General features: G+C 67.7%; 16 protein-coding genes and 1 pseudogene. 13 read left to right on the plus strand and 4 right to left on the minus strand.

Annotated features, from left to right (window positions below; all coding sequences use genetic code 11):
- Positions 1–42 precede the first annotated feature (42 nt).
- A complete protein-coding gene (locus ASC93_RS12250) occupies positions 43–1,653 on the plus strand; it encodes a response regulator (protein ID WP_056441882.1) in 1,611 nt (536 codons plus the stop codon).
- A 175-nt stretch (positions 1,654–1,828) separates the two neighbouring features.
- Positions 1,829–2,515: a hypothetical protein gene (locus ASC93_RS12255; protein WP_056441884.1), complete on the plus strand. Its 687-nt coding sequence runs from the start codon at positions 1,829–1,831 to the stop codon at positions 2,513–2,515.
- 50 nt (positions 2,516–2,565) lie between these two features.
- On the opposite strand, the gene ASC93_RS12260 is transcribed toward ASC93_RS12255, so the two are convergent.
- Both ASC93_RS12260 and ASC93_RS12265 read right to left on the minus strand, forming a co-directional pair.
- A complete protein-coding gene (locus ASC93_RS12260) occupies positions 2,566–3,024 on the minus strand; it encodes a response regulator (protein ID WP_056441887.1) in 459 nt (152 codons plus the stop codon).
- Positions 3,025–3,043: 19 nt separating this feature from the next.
- Positions 3,044–5,284: an ATP-binding protein gene (locus tag ASC93_RS12265; protein ID WP_056441890.1), complete on the minus strand. Its 2,241-nt coding sequence runs from the start codon at positions 5,282–5,284 to the stop codon at positions 3,044–3,046.
- A gap of 290 nt (positions 5,285–5,574) precedes the next feature.
- Between ASC93_RS12265 and ASC93_RS12270 the strand changes: the two genes are divergently transcribed.
- The 4 genes from ASC93_RS12270 to ASC93_RS12285 all read left to right on the plus strand — a co-directional run bounded on the left by ASC93_RS12270 (position 5,575) and on the right by ASC93_RS12285 (position 9,819).
- Positions 5,575–5,949 (plus strand): nuclear transport factor 2 family protein, encoded by a 375-nt coding sequence (locus ASC93_RS12270; RefSeq protein WP_056441893.1) that lies wholly within the window; start codon positions 5,575–5,577, stop codon positions 5,947–5,949.
- A gap of 10 nt (positions 5,950–5,959) precedes the next feature.
- Positions 5,960–6,814: an alpha/beta fold hydrolase gene (locus tag ASC93_RS12275; protein ID WP_229412695.1), complete on the plus strand. Its 855-nt coding sequence runs from the start codon at positions 5,960–5,962 to the stop codon at positions 6,812–6,814.
- Positions 6,815–6,845: 31 nt separating this feature from the next.
- A complete protein-coding gene (locus ASC93_RS12280; RefSeq protein WP_056441896.1) occupies positions 6,846–7,721 on the plus strand; it encodes a helix-turn-helix domain-containing protein in 876 nt (291 codons plus the stop codon).
- Positions 7,722–7,914: 193 nt separating this feature from the next.
- Positions 7,915–9,819, plus strand: coding sequence for a PAS domain-containing sensor histidine kinase (locus ASC93_RS12285; RefSeq protein WP_056441900.1), 1,905 nt, complete (start codon positions 7,915–7,917; stop codon positions 9,817–9,819).
- Positions 9,820–9,829: 10 nt separating this feature from the next.
- Here the strand turns inward: ASC93_RS12285 and ASC93_RS12290 are convergent, their stop codons facing one another.
- On the minus strand, positions 9,830–11,029 hold the full coding sequence (locus ASC93_RS12290; RefSeq protein ID WP_056441902.1) for a triacylglycerol lipase: 1,200 nt from the start codon (positions 11,027–11,029) through the stop codon (positions 9,830–9,832).
- 507 nt (positions 11,030–11,536) lie between these two features.
- Positions 11,537–12,781: a dienelactone hydrolase family protein gene (locus tag ASC93_RS12295; RefSeq protein WP_056441905.1), complete on the minus strand. Its 1,245-nt coding sequence runs from the start codon at positions 12,779–12,781 to the stop codon at positions 11,537–11,539.
- Between the two features lie 204 nt (positions 12,782–12,985).
- Between ASC93_RS12295 and ASC93_RS12300 the strand changes: the two genes are divergently transcribed.
- From ASC93_RS12300 to ASC93_RS12330, 7 genes and pseudogenes are all read left to right on the plus strand, one after another.
- The gene (locus ASC93_RS12300) at positions 12,986–13,417 is read left to right on the plus strand and encodes a MarR family winged helix-turn-helix transcriptional regulator (RefSeq protein ID WP_056441908.1); all 432 of its coding nucleotides are present in this window, start codon (positions 12,986–12,988) and stop codon (positions 13,415–13,417) included.
- A complete protein-coding gene (locus tag ASC93_RS12305) occupies positions 13,414–15,156 on the plus strand; it encodes an MFS transporter (RefSeq protein WP_082547972.1) in 1,743 nt (580 codons plus the stop codon). Before ASC93_RS12300 ends, ASC93_RS12305 begins: the two co-directional genes overlap by 4 nt.
- Positions 15,157–15,171: 15 nt before the next feature.
- Positions 15,172–16,503: an HlyD family efflux transporter periplasmic adaptor subunit gene (locus ASC93_RS12310; RefSeq protein ID WP_229412696.1), complete on the plus strand. Its 1,332-nt coding sequence runs from the start codon at positions 15,172–15,174 to the stop codon at positions 16,501–16,503.
- On the plus strand, positions 16,500–17,885 hold the full coding sequence (locus ASC93_RS12315; RefSeq protein ID WP_056441911.1) for an efflux transporter outer membrane subunit: 1,386 nt from the start codon (positions 16,500–16,502) through the stop codon (positions 17,883–17,885). The genes ASC93_RS12310 and ASC93_RS12315 overlap by 4 nt, the downstream gene beginning before the upstream one ends.
- Before the next feature lie 17 nt (positions 17,886–17,902).
- Complete coding sequence (locus ASC93_RS12320) at positions 17,903–18,517, plus strand: NADPH-dependent FMN reductase (protein ID WP_056441914.1); 615 nt, start codon at positions 17,903–17,905, stop codon at positions 18,515–18,517.
- Between the two features lie 58 nt (positions 18,518–18,575).
- Positions 18,576–19,199 carry a tRNA-uridine aminocarboxypropyltransferase gene (locus ASC93_RS12325; RefSeq protein WP_056441917.1) on the plus strand — a complete coding sequence of 208 codons (624 nt, stop codon included), beginning with the start codon at positions 18,576–18,578 and terminating at the stop codon, positions 19,197–19,199.
- 144 nt (positions 19,200–19,343) lie between these two features.
- Positions 19,344–19,565 (plus strand): annotated as a pseudogene (locus ASC93_RS12330) (radical SAM protein); the annotation flags it as partial.
- Between the last annotated feature and the right edge of the window lie 46 nt (positions 19,566–19,611).

Genomic DNA, 19,611 nt, shown 5'->3' on the forward strand with positions numbered 1-19,611 from the left:
ATTCTGGTTCCATTTTTCAATGCCGCCCGCCACCGCTTTGCAATGAACCAAGACGACACCAGTGCCTGCTCGGTTCTCCTGATCGACGACGAACCCTTCGCCGAGGACATCATTTCCCACGGCATGAAAGGCTGCGCCTCGTACGTGCTGCGGTATGCCCACCACCCCGGCATGGCGGTCGAGCTGGCCAAGGAACTGCGGGCGACGGTCGTGCTCGTCGACTTGCGCATGCCGGAAATCGACGGATTCGAGGTCACGCGCCGCCTGCGTGCCGACAAGGACACGGAGCACATTCCCGTCATCTTGCTGTCGTCCGAGGAAGATCCTGAGATCAAGGCGAAGGCCTTCGCCGTCGGTGCCAACGACTACCTCGTCAAGTGGCCCGATCCGCGCGAACTCGTCGCGCGCGTGCGCTATCACAGCGACGCCTGCATCGCGCGGCGCCAGCGCGATGCGGCGTTCGTGTCGCTGCGGCACAGCCAGGAGCAATTGGCCGCGAGCCAGTCGGCGCTGCACCAGGCGCAGAAGATGGAGGCGATCGGCCAGCTGACGGGCGGCGTCGCGCACGATTTCAACAACGTCCTGCAGATCGTCGGCGGCAACCTGCAACTGCTCAAGCTGGTGGGCAACCTGAACGATGCCGGCAAGGCGCGCGTGGACATGGCGCTGGCCGGCGTCGAGCGCGGCGCCAAGCTGTCGTCGCATCTGCTCGCGTTCGCGCGCCGCCAGCCGCTGCAGGCGGTCGTCATCAATCCGGGCCACCTGCTGCGCGAGATGGACGACATGATGCGCCGCGTGCTCGGCCCGCGCGCGCGCGTCGTGACCGAGATCGCGGCCGGCCTGGGCAACACGCTCGTCGATCCCAGCCAGCTCAACAATGTGCTGCTGAACCTCGCGATCAATGCGCGCGACGCGATGGCGGGCGGGGGCACGCTGACGATCCGCGCGGCCAACGTCGGCCCGGACGGCGCCTTGCCGCCGGAGGTGCCTTACGGCCATTACGTGCTGATCGAAGTGGCCGACACGGGCAAGGGCATGCCGCCCGACGTGCTTGAGCGCGCGTTCGAGCCGTTCTTCACGACCAAGCCCACGGGGCAGGGGACGGGGCTGGGGCTGTCGATGGCGTATGGCTTCGTCAAGCAGTCCGGCGGCGAGATCGTCCTGCGCAGCGAGCCGGGCAAGGGCACCAGCGTGCGCATCTACCTGCCGCGCAGCGCAGCCGAGCCCGCGCGCGCGGAACGGACGGCGGCGGGGCCGCTGCTGGGCGGCATCGAGACGATCCTCGTCGTCGAGGACGAGGAAGACGTGCGCAGCACGACCTGCGGCATCCTGTCCGCGCTCGGCTACAAGGTGCTGGAGGCGCCGGATGGCGCGAAGGCCGTCGAGATCGTCGAGGGCGGCCAGCACGTCGACCTCGTGTTCACGGACGTGATCATGCCGGGGCCGGTGAGCAGCCTGCAGCTGGGCGAAGCGGTGCGGGCGCGGCTGCCGCGGGCGCAGATCCTGTACACGTCCGGCTATGCGGAGGGCGTGCTCGCGCACGAAGGCAAGCTGGAGGCGTCGGTGAACCTGCTGCAGAAGCCGTACCACCCCGATGCGCTCAGTGCGCGCATCCGCCATTTGCTGCGGCGGCGCAGCGAGGCGACTGTCTAGGTCCCATCTTGGCCAGTGCCCATGTAAAAGATTGCGTATTTCCGGGTATTGTTTTTTGCATTTTTGCAATAATTCGTGAGCCTTTGATAAGCAATCGCATTCTAAAATAGGAATTCAAATTTTCGGCATCGCCTGCGCTGCCGATGAGCCTATTGCCTTGTTACAGAGGATCAGAATGCACCTGTATTCCAAAATACTGTCCTTTTTGCTCGTCCTGTTGCTCGCAGGATGCGCCACCGGCAAGGTGGACACGTTGGCGCCTGTCGATAAAAAAGAAGAAATCGTGCTCAGCGAAAAAGTGTCTATGTTGCACTTCGGGGTGTTTGGTTCGCACCGCTGGGAACACATAGTCTTGCCAGGAACGTACGTCGCCGAAAGAAAAAACACGGAAGGCGTCTTCTTTTTTGGCTCGGGGCGGCCTATCGTGCGCATTACTGAAGTTTTTAACAACAATAAGCCCCATGCGTTAAAAGGGGGAATCTTCGTTCCCAACGACGTGTCCCAACAGCCTGAGCTCTTTTATATCTTCGAAGGAATGACCTTCTATCAGGTGGACGATGTCGACGCATACATAGCGCAACGAACAAAGGCGGAACTCGTACCGACGAATGCTAAAGATGGCATGAACGTCGCGCTTTTACCCTCCACTCAGTCGGCAGTTAATCTCGTGAACGCGAAACCGTTGCAGGCCGGTTTGGGCGCCGGGCTGGGCGCCGGAATCGTTGCCGGCATTATCATGCTGGATGAAGGGAACATCGAGTTTGTTCCAAGAACGAAAGACCCAATCGTCGATGCCAAAATCCGTGCGGCGCGCCACACGGTGGTAGCCGGGCCCACTACCGCATCGGCCGGCGCAAACTGATTCAAGGCGCCAGGTAATCAGGCAAGATTTATCGCCAATCCGCTTCCGCATTACTTGTTCGGCTTGACGTACCGCTGCGACCCCGGCGGCGGTTCGTTCAGCACGGCCCAGAAGATGCCCAGGTCTGCGATCGCGCGCACGAACTCGGTGAAATCGACGGGTTTCACCACGTAGGCGTTCACGCCCAGTTCATAGCTGCGCACGAGGTCCTGTTCTTCCCGCGACGACGTCAGCATCACGACAGGAAGGGGCCTGAGGCCCGCGGTCGTGCGGATCTCGCGCAGGACTTCGAGCCCGTCCACTTTCGGCAGTTTCAGGTCGAGCAGCACGACGGCCGGATTGCCGGCCGGGCGCGACGCGTACTCGCCGCGGCGGTGCAGGTAGTCCAGCGCCTCGGCGCCGTCGCGCACGATGATGACCTGGTTGGCAAGCTGGCTCTTGGACAGCGCGATCAGCGTGAGTTCGAGATCGTTCGGGTTGTCTTCGACCAGCAGGATGGGCTTGAGCATGGGTGTATTCGTAAAACGTTCAAGGATTGGTCTGTTTCGGGAGCGCGAACGAGAAGGTCGCGCCCTCGCCGTGCACGGACCGGGCCCAGACCCGGCCGTTGTGGCGTTCGACGATGCGGCGCACGTTCGCCAGGCCGATGCCCGTGCCCGGGAAATCTTCCATCCGGTGCAGGCGCTGGAAGACGCCGAACAGCTTGTGCACGTAATCCATGTTGAAGCCGGCGCCGTTGTCGGCCACGTGGAACACCGTCTCGTGCGGATGGTCCTCGGCGGCCATGCGGATCACGGCCGGATCGCGCTGGCCCGTGAATTTGACGGCGTTCGCCAGCAGGTTGAACAAGGCCAGGTGCAGGAAGGTCGGGTCGGCCCAGATCGTGGGCAGCGGGCCGATGTCCCACTCGATGTTGCGGCCGCGCGTTTCCAGCGCCAGCTTGTCGAGGCAGGCCGCCACCAGCTCGTTCATGTCCACCGTGGTCGGGTGCAGCGAGGCGCGGCCCATCTGCGAGAATGACAGCAGGTCGTCGACGAGCTTGCCGGCGAGGCGCGCCGCGTCCTTGATGTTCTTGAGGAAGCGCCGGCGCTGCTGGCCGTCTTCGCTGCCGGCCGATTCGAGCAGCAGGTCGGCGAACCCCACGATGTGGCGCAGCGGCGCACGCAGGTCGTGCGACACGGAGTACGAAAACGCTTCCAGTTCCTTGTTGGCGCGGCCCAGTTCCTCGGCCAGTTCAGCCATCTGCTCGGCGCGTTCGAGCGCGATGCCGAGCAGGGCGGTGCGGAATTCCAGCGTCAGCTCGATCTCGCCGCCGTGCCACGGCTGGCTGGTGCCGTGGATCGTCTCGCGCCATGCGGCAAAGCTCGTGCGCGGCGACAGTTGCGTGGGCGCGCCGGACGTTGGCTCCTTGGCGTGCGGATTGCCCGCCCATTCGATCGTGTGCACGTACTCGGGACGGAACCACAGCAGGTAGTGCTTGTGGATGCGCGAGATGGGCATCGCGAGCAGGCCGCTGGCGTTGCGGGTCATCCGTGCCGCCGGCGCATACAGCGCGGACAGCTTGTCCGTGTGGAACACGTCGCCGTGGTCGTGCAAGGCGAGCCAGTCGGCGAGTGCCCGGATGTCGTCGTGTTCCGGCGTGTCGCCGAAGGTCAGGATGCGCTCGTCGACCATGATCGCCACGCCCGACGCGCGCGCGAAGCGCAGCAGGTCCGGGAAGACGTTGGCGAGGTTTTCGATGAAGTCGCTGCCCTGCGTGAGGCCGGCCAGCATCGACACCATCGTGCGCCGGACTTCGAGGCGGAACTGCAGTTCGGCCGCGTCCTCGCGCGATTCGATGCACAGCGCGAGGATCTGCCCCAGTTGCTCGCAGGCCGTGCGCTTGTCGAACGCCACCGCGGCCGGGCCTTCGTTGTGGCACGAGATCAGGCCCCACAGCTTGCCCTTGACCATCAGCGACACCGACATCGAGGCCAGCGTGTTCATGTTGCGCATGTACTGCAGGTGCACCGGCGAGACGCTGCGCAACGCGGCGAACGACAGGTCGTTGGCCTTGCCCGTGACCGGGTTCAGCGGGGGCACGAGGGCGGCCGGCGAATAGGTGGCGTCCTGGATCAGGCGGATGCGCGACAGCTTGTACAGTTCGCGCGCCTGGGCCGGGATGTCCGACGCCGGGAAATGCTGCCCCATGTACGAGTGGTAGCCGGGGTCGCGCGCTTCCGCCATCACGTGGCCGTGGCCGTCGGCGTCGAACCGGTAGACGAGCACGCGCCCGAAACCCGTCACCGAGCGCACGTGCCGGCAGGCCAGCCGCGCCAGCGATTCGATGCTGCTCGTGTCGTTCACCTTCAGCAGGAAATCGCCGATCAGCGGATACAGGTTGCGGAAATCGGCCGGTTCGGCGCGGTCGACCGCTTCGAATTCGGCGATGGTGACGCCGTCCCATTCGTGGGCGAGCACGTCGAAGTGGCGCCCGTTGTCCGTCGTGACGGTGCCCACGTAGAGTGGACGCGGGCCCAGGCCGGCGGCCAGCTCGGGCACGAGCCGTTGCGCGGCCGCCGGGCCGATCACATCCGCCAGCGGACGGCCGGGCGCGGCGTCGGCCGCGACCCCGGACCAGTCGCCCAGGTTCGCGCTGGCCTGCAGCACGGCCAGGTCGGCGGCCAGCGTCAGCAGGAAACCATGCGGCTGGATGCTGCCGGGGGTGCGGATCGGTTCCTTGTCGCAGGTCGACAGGTCGAGGACGGGAGCGGCGGCGGCCTGGATCATGGGTGGCAAGGGTGCGGAACGTCGGGTTGCAAGTGCGGCATTTTACAATGAAACGCCAAACGTCAATTATTCCCGGCGCATGCTCATGCGGGGTGGTTGCGGTGATATTGCAACGATACTTCATCGGTTTGTGCGCGAATCCGTCAAATTGTACTCGGGAATGGCGGGATCGCCGCCCTCGAAATGGGCAATTTGACGTCGCCCCGTCCGCCATTACCTGGGAGGTAATCGCCGCGCCGCACGGCCGCGGGCACACTGGCTCCATCGTCAACCCACCGAAGGAGACCATCATGAACCAAGCCACCCTGCACGCCGCCCGGATCGCCGACGCCTACCTCGCCGCCTGGAACGAACGCGCACCGGCCGCGCGCCGGACGAAAGTCGCGCAGGTGTTCGCGCCGGATGCCAGCTACCTCGACCCGATGATGCGCGGCAGCGGCGTGGACGGCATCGATGCCATGATCGGCGCCGCCCAGCAGCAATTTCCCGGTTGCCGCTTCGCGCTGCACGGCACGCCGTCCGGCCACCACGACGTCGTGCGCTTTTCCTGGTCGCTGGCGGCCGACGCGCCGGATGCCGCGCCGCTCGCCATCGGCACCGACTTCGCCACGGTCGACGCCGAGGGTCGCCTCGTGCGCGTCACCGGTTTCCTGGACGCCGCCTGAGGAGACGATCATGACCATGCACAACGCACGCCACACCCGGGCCTATACGGGCGCGCCGAACACGATCATCGCCGGCGACGTCAACCTGTACTACCGCGACTGGGGCCGCGGCCGCCCCGTGCTGTTCGTGTCCGGCTGGTCGATGTGTTCCGATTCCTGGGGCTACCAGATGATGGCGCTGTGCCGCCGCGGCCTGCGCTGCATCGCCTTCGACCGGCGCGGCCACGGCCGCTCGTCCGACCCGGGCGGCGGCTACGACCTCGACACGCTGGCCGACGACATCGCGGCCGTCATCGAAGCCCTCGACCTGCGCGACGTCGTGCTGGTCGGTCACTCGATGGGCTGCAATGAGATCGTGCGCTACCTCACGCGCCACGGCAGCGCGTGCGTGCGGCAGGTCGCGCTGCTCGGGCCGATGACGCCGGGTATCACCTTGAGCCCGTCGAATCCGCACGGGGTCGATCCGGCGCTGCTGGAACAGTTCCGCAGCAGCGAGCTGCTGCACGATTTCCCGCGCTGGATCGAGGAGAACCTGGAGCCTTTCGTCCCCGGCGCCGGCCCGCGCATGCGCGACTGGCTCGCGCAGATGGCCCTGCAATGCTCGCTGCAGGCCCTGCACGACTGTAACGTCGCCGTGCAGGCGTCCGACATGGGGGCGGAGCTGGAAGCCGTCGACGTGCCGGTGCTGCTGATCGCCGGCGCCCGCGACGTCTCCGCGCCGCTCGACCTGACGGCGCGCCGGACGGCGGCCCTGGTGCCGGACTGCCGCCTCGTCATCCACGAGGATGCGGCGCACGGCATGTTCCTCACGCACGTGGAGCAGGTCAATGGCGAACTCCTTGAGTTCATCCGCGCCGAAGGCTAAATTGATGGCTTCATATCAAGGAGGAGGCGCGATGCTGGACGGACACGTGGAGGCGGCGCAGGCGCGCGGCGACGGCTACTTCAGCGACTTCGGCTCGGCGCTGCGCTACTGGCGCACGCGGCGCGGCTACAGCCAGCTGCGCCTGGCGGTGGACGGCGGCGTGTCGCAGCGCCACCTGAGCTTCCTGGAAAGCGGACGCGCCCAGCCGAGCCGCGACCTCGTCCTCAAGCTCGGGATCGTCCTCGACGTGCCGCTGCGCCAGCGCAACGCGATGCTGCTGGCGGCCGGCTTCGCGCCCGCCTACCAGGAGCGCAACCTGTCCGACCCGGAACTGTCGTCCGTGATGCAGGCGCTCGACTTCATGCTGCGCCAGCAGGCGCCGTTTCCCGCCCTCGTCGTGGACCGGCTGTGGAATCTCGTGATGTTCAACGAGCCCGCCGCCGGCTTCATGAAGTGGCTGCTCGGCCTGCCGCTCGATGCGGCCATCCCGCGCGACGGTTCCATCAACGTGCTGCGCCTGATGCTCGACCCGGACGGGCTGCGGCCGCGCTTCGTCAACTGGCAGGCCGTGTGCGCCGACAGCCTGCTGTGGATCCAGCGCGAAGCCATGGCCGACGGCCCGGGCAGCGAGGCGACGGCGCTGCTGGCCGAATTGTCTGCATTCCCGGGCATGCAGGCGGCGGGCCAGGTCGCGGACGGCCATCTGCCGAACCTCGACCGGCGCGCGCTGCCGTTCCTGCCGCTGACGATCGTGCACGAGGGCGTGGAGCTGAACCTGTTCACGACGATCACGACGCTGGGCACCCCGCACGACGTCACCGTGCACGAACTGCGCCTGGAGTCGTTCTTTCCCGCCGACAAAGCGACGGCGGACTGGTTCCGCCAACGTTTCGGGGCGGCAACGTGATCAAGTTCGCGATCCAGCCAATCAAATCCGGTGATTTTTCGTGAACATGCATCGAAAATGCACTTTTTTGACGATCCGTAAGTACGAAATTGACAACGTAAATTCGTGTCCTCGAGTCGCGCGCGAGCATTTTTGCTGAGGTGTATGATGGGCTGGTTTCCATACTCTTTTCAGCCCAAGACAACCGCAGTAAATGAACGACCTGACTCTCACGCAACCCTGGCCCGACGAGCGGCGCTACCAGTACCTGATCTCCGGGATCAGCGATTACGCCATCTACATGCTCGACCCGAACGGCTACGTCAGCAGCTGGAATGCCGGCGCCAACCGTTTCAAGGGGTATGTCGCACAGGAGATCCTGGGCGAGCATTTCTCGCGCTTCTACACACCCGAGGACCGCGAAGCGGGCAAGCCCGCGCGGGCGCTCTCGATCGCGCTGGCGGAAGGCAAGTACGAGGCCGAAGGCTGGCGCGTGCGCAAGGACGGTTCGCGCTTCTGGGCCCACGTCGTGATCGACCCGATCTACAACGAAGAAGGCGTGCTGCTGGGCTTCGCGAAGGTCACGCGCGACGTCACCGAGCGCAAGCGCGCCGAGGATGCGCTGCGCGAAAGCGAGCAGCGCTTCCGCCTGCTCGTGAACGGCGTGACGGATTACGCGCTGTACATGCTGTCGCCGGAAGGAACCGTCACCAACTGGAACCCGGGCGCCGAGCGCATCAAGGGCTACACCCAGGCCGAGATCACGGGCAGCCATTTTTCGCGCTTCTACACGCCGGAAGACCAGGCCGCGGGCGTGCCCAGGCGTGCGCTGGAGACGGCCGCCACGGCGGGCCGCTTCGAGTCCGAGGGCTGGCGCGTGCGCAAGGACGGCTCGCGTTTCTGGGCCCATGCCGTGCTCGACGCCATCCACGGCGACGATGGCGAACTGCTCGGCTTCGCCAAGATCACGCGCGACCTGACCGAAAAGAAAAAGGCCGACGAGGCGCTGGAAAAGGCGAATATCGCCCTGTACCAGGCGCAGAAGATGGAATCGATCGGCCAGCTCACGGGCGGCGTCGCGCACGATTTCAACAACCTCCTGTCCGTGCTGTCCAGCGGCCTGGAAGTGCTGGGCCTGCAGCGCGGCGACAGCGATGTGCGCACGCTGGAATCGATGCGCCGCGCGATCGACCGCGGCGCGCGCCTGACCCAGCAACTGCTTGCGTTCGCGCGCCAGCAGCCGCTGCAGGCTGAGACGCGTAACCTCAACGGCATCATCCGCGGCTTCGAGACAGTGCTGCGCCGCGCCGGCAATCCGAGCATCGAGTTCGTGATCGACCTCGACCGCAAGGCGCACAGCGCGATGATCGACAGCGCGCGCTTCGAATCGGCGCTGCTGAACCTCGTCGTCAACGCGCGCGACGCCATGCCCGACGGCGGCAACCTGACGATCGCCACGAGCAACGTCGTGGCCGACGGCAACCAGCCGCCCGGCCTGGCGCCGGGCGAATACGTGCGCGTGACCGTGAGCGACACCGGCACCGGCATGCCGCACGACGTGGTGGCGCGCGCCTTCGAGCCGTTCTTCACGACCAAGGAAGTCGGCAAGGGCACGGGGCTGGGGCTGTCCCAGGTCTATGGCTTCATCAAGCAGTCGGGCGGCGAGGTCGCCATCGACAGCACGCCGGGCGAGGGCACGACCGTGTCCATCTACCTGCCGGCCGCCGTCAATTCCGTCGAGGAGGCGCGCGCCGACCATACCGAGCGCGTGCTGATCGTCGAGGACGAACCCGACCTGATGGACGTGGCCGCGTCGCTGTTCACCAGCATGGGCTACGACGTCGTCACGGCGGCCAGCGGGCAGGAAGCGATCGACCTGATGGAGCAGCGCGACATCGACATCCTGTTCACCGACGTCGTGATGCCGAACGGAATGAACGGCATCGAGCTGGCCACGTTCACGCGCGAGCACTATCCGGGCACCAAGATCATGCTCGCATCCGGCTATCCGCTGCCGGCCCTCAAGCAGCGGCACGGCGTCGACCTCAACGAATTCGCGTTCGTCAACAAGCCGTATCGGCTGTCGGACCTGGCGCGCACGTTGCGGTCGACGATGTGATCGGGGTGCGTCAGTCGAGCCCGAAGATGATGTCGCTGATCCGCTCGTAGACCGGGTCGGCCGACGGCCCGTCGTTCGGCCAGTTCAGGATATCGAAATGGTCGTATCCCCGGTAATTGCCGAGGAAATTCCACATTCCCCGCACGGCCTTGCCGTCGTAATCGCGCACCGGATGGCCGCCCGGCGCGCGCATGCTGACCGTGTTGACGACGCCGTCGTTCGGAAACCAGGCGCTGTCGATGCGCACCCGTCCCGGGGCGTTCTGCGTGTACGAACCCATGCCGGGCTGGGCCAGCGAACCGACGATCCACTCGCCGGCGAACAGCTTGAAGTACGGGATCATGTCGGCGCGCGGATACTGGAACTCGGCGCTCTGCACGGGCGCGAGGGCGCGGTCGGTGCCGTTGCAGCACCAGGCGCCGGCCTCCGTGGCCAGCGTGCCCAGCGAGAAGTAATAGACCGACGGTGACGTCAGCGCCCAGCGGTTGAATTCGCGCGCGCCGTCCGGCGCCAGTTCCCAGTGGGCGAGCTGGTTGTCGAGGATGTCGCGCAAGGGGCTGCGCAGGTTCGGCAATACGTCCAGCACGGCATCGCTGAGCGTGGTGCCGTCGTGCGGCGCGGAGATCGTGACGACGCTCTTCACCCAGCCGACCTTGCCGCCCTTGTAGAGATCGCCGCCGCCTTCGTCGCCGTCCGGCGAGCCGTGTTCCAGCAACTGGATCAGGGCGCGGATCGTCGTGCCGCCCTGGCTGTGGCCGATCAGGTGGATCGGGTGCGCGGCATCCCATTGCGGATAGAACGCGAGCGGATATTGTTCCGTATTGTTGGCCGGGTCCGCCGCCCAGCACTTGCCGGGCGGCTTTTGCGGCTGGCCCGGATAGCCATAGCGCGCGACGTGGCGGGCGCCGTAGTCGACGCAGCCGCCCTTGATCTGGGCGTACAGTTCGGCGGCGCGGTCCCAGTTCGACGCGATCGCGCCGACCTGGGCCGTAAAAATGACATGCGGACCGTGATAGACGGCCATGTGCGCGGCGATGTTGCCGTAGCCGCCCCAGTACAGGAAGCTGCCGAGCGGATGCGATTGCGGCCCGAAGCCGAGGACGCCGTGCACGAGCACGACGGGGTCGTTATTGGCCGCGCGGGCGGGGACGGACAGCAGCGCAAGGACTGCCAGCAGCGCGCAGGCGCAGGTTTTCGTCAGTCGCAACATGGGATTCTCCGTGACGTGGCGGAGCCCATTGTCGGTTTGATATTCGGTAAGGAGTTTGCGCTGCCTCGACCGGGACGGCGAAATGGGTGCTGCGTTGCAACAAAATGGCGCGGGTGTCGCTTGTGCGCACTACGTCCGAGCCGTCGTGCGTAGGGTGGGCGGCCCTCCGCCCACGCGTAACGCCAACAAACCGCACACGTCACGCGTGGGCACGGCGTGCCCACCCTACGGTCTGCGCCCGAGTGCGTCGTGCGTAGGGTGGGCGGCCCCCGCCCACGCGTAACGCCGATAAACCGCGCACGTCACGCGTGGGCACGGTATGTATCTGCGAACATGTTGCGTTGCGAAAAACGGGTAGGGTGGACGGCTCTGCCGTCCACGCGTTCATGCAACGCGTGCATTGCCGCGTTTCGTCCATTTCCGCGCTGGCTGAACGCATGGGCGGAGATCCGCCCGCCCTACGAAAAAGCGGCCACGCGGGCCGCTCGGGTGGTACCGAAGGAACGGTCAGTTCGCGGCCGTCATCCCGGCCGCATTGCCCACCGCGCCATCGCCGGGCCCGACGGGCGCCGGGGTGTTCGAGGCCGTGACGGCGGCCTTCTCGGCCAGGTCCGGGTTCCACACGACGTTCTCGTCCACCGAGTACAGGCGGCACGGCTTGTCGCTCTTGGCCGAGCAGGTGGCCAGGGCGCGGGCATCCGGGTCCTCGCCTTCCTCGGCCCAGCACCAGGCGCCGCTGGGCGACACGGCGAAGGCGCGCGGGGTCATCTTGGTCAGATATTCGCGGTAGGCGCGCCTGCCGTTCTCGCTGAGGAAGGGCACGGCGTCGATGTCGTCGATGCCGGCGAAATTGGTCGCCTGCGGCTGCGGCGGTTCCGGCACCTTGTACACGACCCTGGTCGGCATGCCGACCCGTTGCAGGAATTTCATCGTGTCCGCCAGCCAGACCTTCTCGCCGTCGCGGCTCGCGAGCATGCCGTGCGAATCGCGCTTGAACGCGTCGTATTCGACGAGCTGGGCGTGGCCGCCGGCCTGTTCGAAGGCGTCGTGCATGCGCGCCACCAGTTCCGGCGAGAACAGCGAATCGTTCTGGCCATACATCCACAGGCTCGGGACCTTGTTCTGCGCGCCGTATTCGGCGAACGCGGAGACGAGCGCCGAGCGCCAGCCGCAGCCGTTGCTGTCGTCGCGCAGGCCGCCGGCGAAATTGAGCAGGCCGCGCACGCCCGGCAGGTCCTGGGTGCCCAGCGCGACCGTGGCGAGGCCGCCGTACGACTGCCCGGCGACGACGATGTGGTCGGCGTCGATCCAGCTCTGCTCGCGCGCATAGGCGAGGGTGGCGACGATGTCCTCGGCCTGGGTGTAGCCGTTGGCCGTCATGTCGCAGCCGTGGTCGTGGTAATAACCCGTCGAGTTGGCGAAGCCCTGGCGCATCGGCACCATCACGGCATAGCCCCGTTCCACGAAGGCGTGGGCCATGTGGTAGAAGCGGTCGCGCGGCTGCAGGTTCGGGTGGCCCGGGTCCTTGCCGTGGTTGATGATGATGAGCGGGAACGGGCCCGGCCCGTTCGGCTGGAACACGGTCGTCTCGAGGCGGGCCTGGTGGTCCTGGCCGGCCGGGATCAGGATGATGTGTTCATTGATCCGATAGTCGAGTTGCAACTCTTGTTCGATCGCGAGGCCCGGCAGCAGGGCCAGGGCGGCGAGGAAGGCGGACGTCAGTTTGCGAACGGAAATACGGGCTCTGAACATAGGAAACTCTGAAGGACACCGGGTTTGCTCGTTTTCCCCGAGGACTGATTGCCTCGCGGAATGAATTGATTCTAAGCACGGTGATTTTCCAGAGCAATATCCGAATAACCAATTCTCGAATTAAATCTTCGTGTGTGGCCACATTTGCCATAACAGGCAGATAATCTGCAGGGCCAACGATTGGGATGCCCATGTTTCCTTGACATGATGAATACCGACGACCGTTTCCTGCAGGCCCTGCAAGGCGGCGCGCGCGCCTGGCGCCTCGCGCTCGAACGCCACCTGAAGGCGCACGGGTTGACGACGGCCGGCTGGAATGCGCTGACGGCCGTGGCCGACAGTCCCGAGCCGCCGTCGCAACGGGAACTGGCGCGGCGCCTGGGCGTGGACGGCGCCACGCTGGTGACGACGCTCGACCGCCTCGTCGCAAGCGGCCTGGTGCGGCGCGAGGCCGAACCGGGCGACCGCCGCGTCCGGCGCATCGCGCTGGCGGCGCGGGGCGTGGCGCTCACGGCGCAGGTGCGCGCGGAAGCGGCCGCGCTGCGGCGCGCGACGGTCGAACGGCTCGACGCCCATGCGATGGCCGCCGCCGCCGGCGTGCTGGAAGCGCTGCAACGGCTGCTGGAGGACGCGTGAGCGACGACGACCCCGACTACGCGCCGCGCCAGTGGCATCCGGACGAGCGCCCCACGCTGCCGGGCAGCCCGTCGTTCCCCACCCACTCGACGCCGCGGCGCATCGCCTATTTCCTGATCGGCACGCTGGTGACGCTGACCGGCGGTCTGGGCAATGCACTCGTCACCGTCAACCTCGTCAACCTGCAGGGCACGCTGGGCGTCTTTTCGGCCGAGGCCAACTGGCTGCCGACGGCCTATGTGATGACCAATGTCTCGATGAACCTGCTGCTGGTGAAATTCCGCCAGCAGTTCGGCCTGCGCGCGTTCACCGAGTTCTTCCTCGTCCTGTACGCGCTCGTCACGTTCGGACATCTGTTCGTGGGCGACCTCGGCTCGGCCATCGCCGTGCGCGCGGCCCACGGCATGGTCGGCGCGGCGCTGTCGACGCTCGGGCTGTACTACACGCTGCAGGCGTTCAAGAAGGAATGGCGGCCGCGCGGCATCGTGATCTCGACCGGCATGGCGCAACTGGCGCAGCCGATCGCCTACATCTTTTCGCGCAGCCTGCTGCAGATGGCGGAATGGCGCGGCCTGTACCTGTTCGAACTGGGACTGACGCTCGTCACGCTGGCCGCCGTGCTGTGGCTCAAACTGCCGCCGGGCGACCGCTTCAAGGCGTTCCGGCCCACCGACTTCCTCACGTTTTCCCTGTTCGCGCCGGGCATGGCCCTGCTGTGCGCCGCCCTGACGTTCGGCCGCGTGCTGTGGTGGACCGAGAATGCCTGGGTCGGCATCGCGCTGGCCGTGGCCATCGCGCTGCTGCTGGCCGCGATCTGCGTCGAGCACAACCGCGAGAACCCGCTGCTGAACATCCGCTGGCTGACCAACGGCATGATCGTGCGGCTGGCGCTGGCGCTGATGCTGGTGCGCGTCGTGCTGTCGGAACAGAGCATCGGCGCCGTCGGCTTCCTGCGCCTCGTGGGACTGAACAACGACGAGATGCAGACGCTGTTCATCGTCATCCTGCTCAGTACCATCCTCGGGATCGCCGTGTCCGTGCTGATCATCCGGCCGCCGCACCTGATGGCGCCGCAGGTCGTGGCCCTGCTGATCATGGCGCTGGGCGCGTGGGTCGATTCGCATGCGAGCAACGTCACGCGGCCCGCGCAGTTGTACGTCAGCCAGGGCATGCTGGCGTTCGGCGGCGTGATGTTCCTCGGACCGCTGCTGCTGACCTTGCTGGGGTCCGTGATTTCGAATCCCGCGAACCTGATCAGCTTTTCCGTGCTGTTCGGGCTGACGCAGAACCTGGGCGGCCTGATCGGCTCCGCGCTGCTGGGCACGTTCCAGGTGATGCGCGAAAAATACCATTCGTCCGTGCTGGCCGAGCAACTGAGTTCGCTCGACCCGCTCGTCGCCGCGCGCATCCAGCAGGGCGGCGCCGCGTACGCGCGCATGCTGGCCGACCCGTCCGCGCGCACCCGCCAGGGCATCTCCGTGCTGACGCAGGCGGCCGCGCGCGAAGCGAACATCCTCGCCTACAACGACGTGTTCCTGCTGATCGCCGTCATCGCCACCCTGCTGGCCGCGTGGATCTTCGGCCGCTCGCTGTGGCTGAAATACGTGGCGCCGCCACCGCCGGCGCCGCTGCCGGTCCCGGCGCCGCCCGACCCGACCGATTCGCCGATCGCGGTGCCGTCCGGCGACCGCCGCCTGGCGCCGCGCCCGCCCCGGCCGACGCCGGCCGTCCCCACCTGACCCGAGCCCATCGCCATGCCGGAAACGACCACCACGACCACCACGACGACGACGCAGCAGAAGTCGAACCGCAACGTCATCGCCAGCGGCCTGCTGTTCGCCTTCATCGCCCTGATCGGCATCCTGATCGTGCTGTACGCGTGGAACCTGCCGCCGTTCCACAGCGCGCTGCAGACGACGGAGAATGCCCTCGTGCGCGGCCAGGTGACGATCATCAGCCCGCAACTGTCCGGCTACGTCGTCGAGGTCGACGTGCAGGATTACCAGATGGTGCGCCAGGGCCAGCTCCTGATGCGCATCGACGACCGCATCTACCGCCAGCGCCTCGACCAGGCCCGGGCCCAGCTCGCGGCGCAGCGCGCCGCGCTCGCGAACTTCGCGCAGAGCCGGCGGACGGCCAGCGCCACCATCGCGCAGAACCAGGCCGCCGTCGCCAACGCCGCCGCGCAGTCGCGGCGCGCCGACGCCGACCTGCGCCGGGTCGAAGAACTGGCGGCCGACGGGTCGCTGTCGGCGCGCGAACGGGACGCCGCCCGCGCCGCCCGCGCCCAGACCGTCGCCGCGACCGAGCAGGCGCGCGCGGCGCTGGAGATCGCGCGCCAGAACCTGCGTACGGTGGACGTCAACCGCGCATCGCTGGAAGCGGCCGTCGCGAACGCCGAGGCGGCCGTGCGGCTGGCCGAGATCGACCTCGCCAACACCCGCATCACGGCGCCGCGCGACGGCCAGCTGGGGCAGGTCGGCGTGCGCCTGGGCGCGTTCGTCAACGCGGGCGCGCAGCTGACGGCGCTCGTGCCGCCGACGATGTGGGTCATCGCCAACATGAAGGAAACGCAGATGGCCGACGTGCGCCTGGGCCAACCCGTCACGTTCACCGTCGATGCGCTGAACCACGCCAGGCTGCGCGGCCACGTCGAGCAGATCTCGCCCGCGACCGGCTCCGAATTCTCCGTGATCGTGCCGGACAATGCGACCGGCAACTTCGTCAAGATCGCCCAGCGGATCCCGGTGCGCATCAGCATCGACCCGGACCAGGCGCTCGCTGCGCGCCTGCGGCCGGGGATGTCGGTGGTGGCGAGCATCGACACGAAGGCCGGAGGCCGGGTGCCGCCGGGGCCCGGCAACGCCGGCGCCGCGGGCAGGGCGGGCACCCCCGTGCCCACGCGCACGCCCGAACCAGCCGCACACTCCCCGGAACCAGAAAACGGTAGGGTGGGCACCCCCGTGCCCACGCGCACGCCCGAGCCAGCCGCACGCTCGCCGGAGCCGGAAAACGGTAGGGTGGGCACCCCTGTGCCCACGCGCACGCCCGAGCCAGCCGCACGCTCGCCGGAGCCGGCGCGATGAAGCGCCGCCTCGCGCTGGGCGCCTGCGCCGCGCTGCTGGCCGGCTGCCGCATCCCCGTGCAGCCGCCGCCGCAAGCGACGCTCGTCGTGCCGGCGACGTGGCGCGGCAAGGTCGGTCCCGGCGCGCCGGTGGAACGCGACTGGTGGCGCGCGTTCGGCGATCCCGCGCTGGACCGCCTCGTGGCGCGGGCGCTCGAACGCAACAACGACGTGCGCACGGCGCAGGCGCGGCTGCGCGAATACCGGGCGCGCATCCAGACGGCGCATGCGGCCCAGGAACCGACGCTGTCGATCGGTTTCTCGCCCGCGCGGGCGCGCGCGATCGGCCCGTTCGGCACGCCCATCGATTCCACCGCCATGCAGGGCAGCTTCCAGGCCGCCTACGAACTCGATCCGTTCGGCCGCCTGGCCGCCGCGACCGAGGCGGCGCGCCAGGATTACGCGGCGCAGCAGGCGGCGGCCGACGCGACGGCGCTGTCGGTGGCGGCGAACGCGGCGTCCGGCTACCTGAACCTGCGCGGGCTGGACGCCCAGCTGGCCCTCGCGCGCGCCACGCTGGCGTCGCGCCAACGCTCGCTGGACCTGGCGCGGCGGCAGTTCGAAGTGGGCTACAGCTCGCGCCTCGAACTGGCGCAGGCGGAGGCGGAATACCGCGCGACGGCCGCCGTCGTGCCCCAGCTGCAGCGGGCGATCACGCAGCAGGAGAACGCCCTCGACGTCCTCGCGGGCGCCAATCCCGGCCCGGTCGGGCGGGGTGCGGACCTGGCCAGCCTGAACGCGCCGGCGATCCGGCCCGGCCTGCCGTCCGAGCTGCTGCGGCGCCGGCCGGACGTCGCCTCGGCCGAGCGCGCGGTCGCGGCGGCCGACGCCAGCCTCGCGGCGGCGCGCGACCAGATGCTGCCGTCGTTGCGGCTGACCGCGTCGCTGGGCGCGTATGCGCACGACCTGCCGACCTTGCTGTCGTCGCCGACCGCGTTGTGGAGCGTGGGCGGCAGCGTCCTCGCGCCGCTGTTCGACGCGGGCCGGCTGCGCGCCCAGGCCGACATCTCGGCATCGCTGCGCGACCGCGCCGTGTTCGCGTACGAGGCCGCCGTGCGCAACGCCTTCGCCGACACCGAGAACGCCCTGAGCGCCGTGCAGCGCCTGCGCGAGCAGCTGGACGAGGCCGAGGCGCGCCGGGTGGCGACGAAGGAAGTCCTGCGCATCGCCCACAACCGCTACCGCAACGGTTATTCGTCGTACCTGGAAGAACTGGATGCCCAGCGCAACGCGTTCAGCGCCGAGACCGGCGTGCTGCAGTTGCGCGCCGCCTGGCTGCAGGCCCACGTCGACCTGTACCGCGCGCTGGGCGGCGGGTGGGCACCGCTAGAATCGGTCAAATAACCACAAAGGAGGGGAGCATGATCAAGATCGGGATCATCGTCGGGAGCACCCGGCCCGGCCGCAAGGCGCCGGACGTGGCGCGCTGGGTGCTGGACATCGCCGGCATGCGCGCCGACGCCGTGTTCGAACTGGTCGACATCCAGGACTTCGGCCTGCCGCTGCTGGACGAGCCGGTGCCGCCGTCCCAGGGCCGGTATGCGCAGCCGCACACGAAGGCCTGGGCCGCCGCCATCGCCGGCTTCGACGGTTATGTCTTCGTCACGCCCGAGTACAACCACGGCACGTCCGGCGCGCTGAAGAACGCGATCGACTTCCTGTACAAGGAATGGAACAACAAGGCCGCCGGCTTCGTCGGCTACGGCAGCGCGGGCGGATCGCGCGCCATCGAGAGCCTGCGCCTCGTGATGGGCGAGCTGATGGTCGCGGACGTGCGCGCGCAGGTGATGCTGTCGTTGCGCACGGACTTCGAGAACTACGAGACGTTCAACCCGGCCGCGCATCACGAGCAGGCCGTCGACGCCATGCTCGACCAGGTGGTGGCGTGGAGCCGCGCGCTCAAGTCCCTGCGGCCGGATGCGCCGGCCGCGCCGGCCGACGCGCCCCACGTGGGGCAGCGCATGGGCAGCCAGTGATGGCGTGACGGCGCGGCGGCGTGGCGGCGCGGGATTGGCGCTACAATCCTCGCCGCCCATGACGAATCTCCCATCACCGCCGCGGCGCGCCACCTGCGCCGCCTGCCTGCGCGCGCAGAGCGCCTGCATCTGCCACTGGGTGCGGCCGCTGTCCAGCCGCGCCGACCTGTTGATCCTGCAACACCCGCTCGAGGTGCGCAACGCCAAGAACAGCGCGCGCCTGCTGCACCTGTGCCTGGGCGGCAGCCGGCTCGACGTGGGCGAGGCGTTCGATGCTGCGGTGCTGCACGCGCTGCTGCACGAGGGCGGGCGCGTGCCGTTGCTGCTGTATCCGGAGACGCCGGGCGAGGCGACCGCACCCGTGCCCGATCCTGGATTGATGGCGCAGCCGGAGCGCCTGCGCCTCGTCGTGCTGGACGCCACCTGGCGCAAGAGCCGCAAGATGCTGTACCTGAATCCCGAGCTGCAGCGCCTGCCGCGCGTCGCCCTGCACGACGTGCCCGCGTCGGCTTATCGGATTCGCAAGGCGCACGCGGCGCACCAGCTGTCGACGCTGGAAGCGGCCGCGCTGGCGCTGGCCCAACTGGAGGGCGACGCCGCCGCATACCGGCCCCTGCTGCAGGCATTTGACGGTTTTGTGCAACAACAAGCCGCTCTTTTTTCGCGCTTGAACCCTTCCTGAGATCGGCGTACTATACTGTATAAACATACAGTACTTAAGGAGCGCCGTGTGAATCGGGTCAAAGCAAACGCAAGTCGGGCGGTCAGCCAGGTGGTGTTGCCGTTCCCGCAAAAGTCCGCCGAAGTCGTGCCCATCAACGGGCCCATGAAAGGCCGCGGCGCCGTCACCAACATCCAGGGCCGCTACGAAGTGAACGGGCGCGAGCGTTTCGACGACGGCTGGACCGTGCCGGGCTCCGGGGACGAGGCGCCGGCGCCCCTCAAGACGATCGTCACGGACGAGATCGCGAAATCCATCCTCAGCCGCAACACGTCGCCGGACATCCCGTTCAGCGTCTCGCTGAATCCGTACCGCGGCTGCGAGCACGTTATCCGTAAAGTAACGATGTGTGACTAGTTTTGCTTTTGTGCCA

Source organism: Massilia sp. Root335 (genome assembly GCF_001425685.1).
GTDB classification, from domain to species: domain Bacteria; phylum Pseudomonadota; class Gammaproteobacteria; order Burkholderiales; family Burkholderiaceae_D; genus Telluria; species Telluria luteola.

Coding starts and splice junctions, on each gene's coding strand:
- ASC93_RS12280 (WP_056441896.1), top strand. CDS start 6,846: ATGCTGGACGGACACGTGGAGGCGGCGCAGGCGCGCGGCGACGGCTAC.
- ASC93_RS12320 (WP_056441914.1), top strand. CDS start 17,903: ATGATCAAGATCGGGATCATCGTCGGGAGCACCCGGCCCGGCCGCAAG.
- ASC93_RS12250 (WP_056441882.1), top strand. CDS start 43: ATGAACCAAGACGACACCAGTGCCTGCTCGGTTCTCCTGATCGACGAC.
- ASC93_RS12260 (WP_056441887.1), bottom strand. CDS start 3,024: ATGCTCAAGCCCATCCTGCTGGTCGAAGACAACCCGAACGATCTCGAA.
- ASC93_RS12295 (WP_056441905.1), bottom strand. CDS start 12,781: ATGTTCAGAGCCCGTATTTCCGTTCGCAAACTGACGTCCGCCTTCCTC.
- ASC93_RS12270 (WP_056441893.1), top strand. CDS start 5,575: ATGAACCAAGCCACCCTGCACGCCGCCCGGATCGCCGACGCCTACCTC.
- ASC93_RS12265 (WP_056441890.1), bottom strand. CDS start 5,284: ATGATCCAGGCCGCCGCCGCTCCCGTCCTCGACCTGTCGACCTGCGAC.
- ASC93_RS12275 (WP_229412695.1), top strand. CDS start 5,960: ATGACCATGCACAACGCACGCCACACCCGGGCCTATACGGGCGCGCCG.
- ASC93_RS12310 (WP_229412696.1), top strand. CDS start 15,172: ATGCCGGAAACGACCACCACGACCACCACGACGACGACGCAGCAGAAG.
- ASC93_RS12315 (WP_056441911.1), top strand. CDS start 16,500: ATGAAGCGCCGCCTCGCGCTGGGCGCCTGCGCCGCGCTGCTGGCCGGC.
- ASC93_RS12300 (WP_056441908.1), top strand. CDS start 12,986: ATGATGAATACCGACGACCGTTTCCTGCAGGCCCTGCAAGGCGGCGCG.
- ASC93_RS12255 (WP_056441884.1), top strand. CDS start 1,829: ATGCACCTGTATTCCAAAATACTGTCCTTTTTGCTCGTCCTGTTGCTC.
- ASC93_RS12325 (WP_056441917.1), top strand. CDS start 18,576: ATGACGAATCTCCCATCACCGCCGCGGCGCGCCACCTGCGCCGCCTGC.
- ASC93_RS12290 (WP_056441902.1), bottom strand. CDS start 11,029: ATGTTGCGACTGACGAAAACCTGCGCCTGCGCGCTGCTGGCAGTCCTT.
- ASC93_RS12285 (WP_056441900.1), top strand. CDS start 7,915: ATGAACGACCTGACTCTCACGCAACCCTGGCCCGACGAGCGGCGCTAC.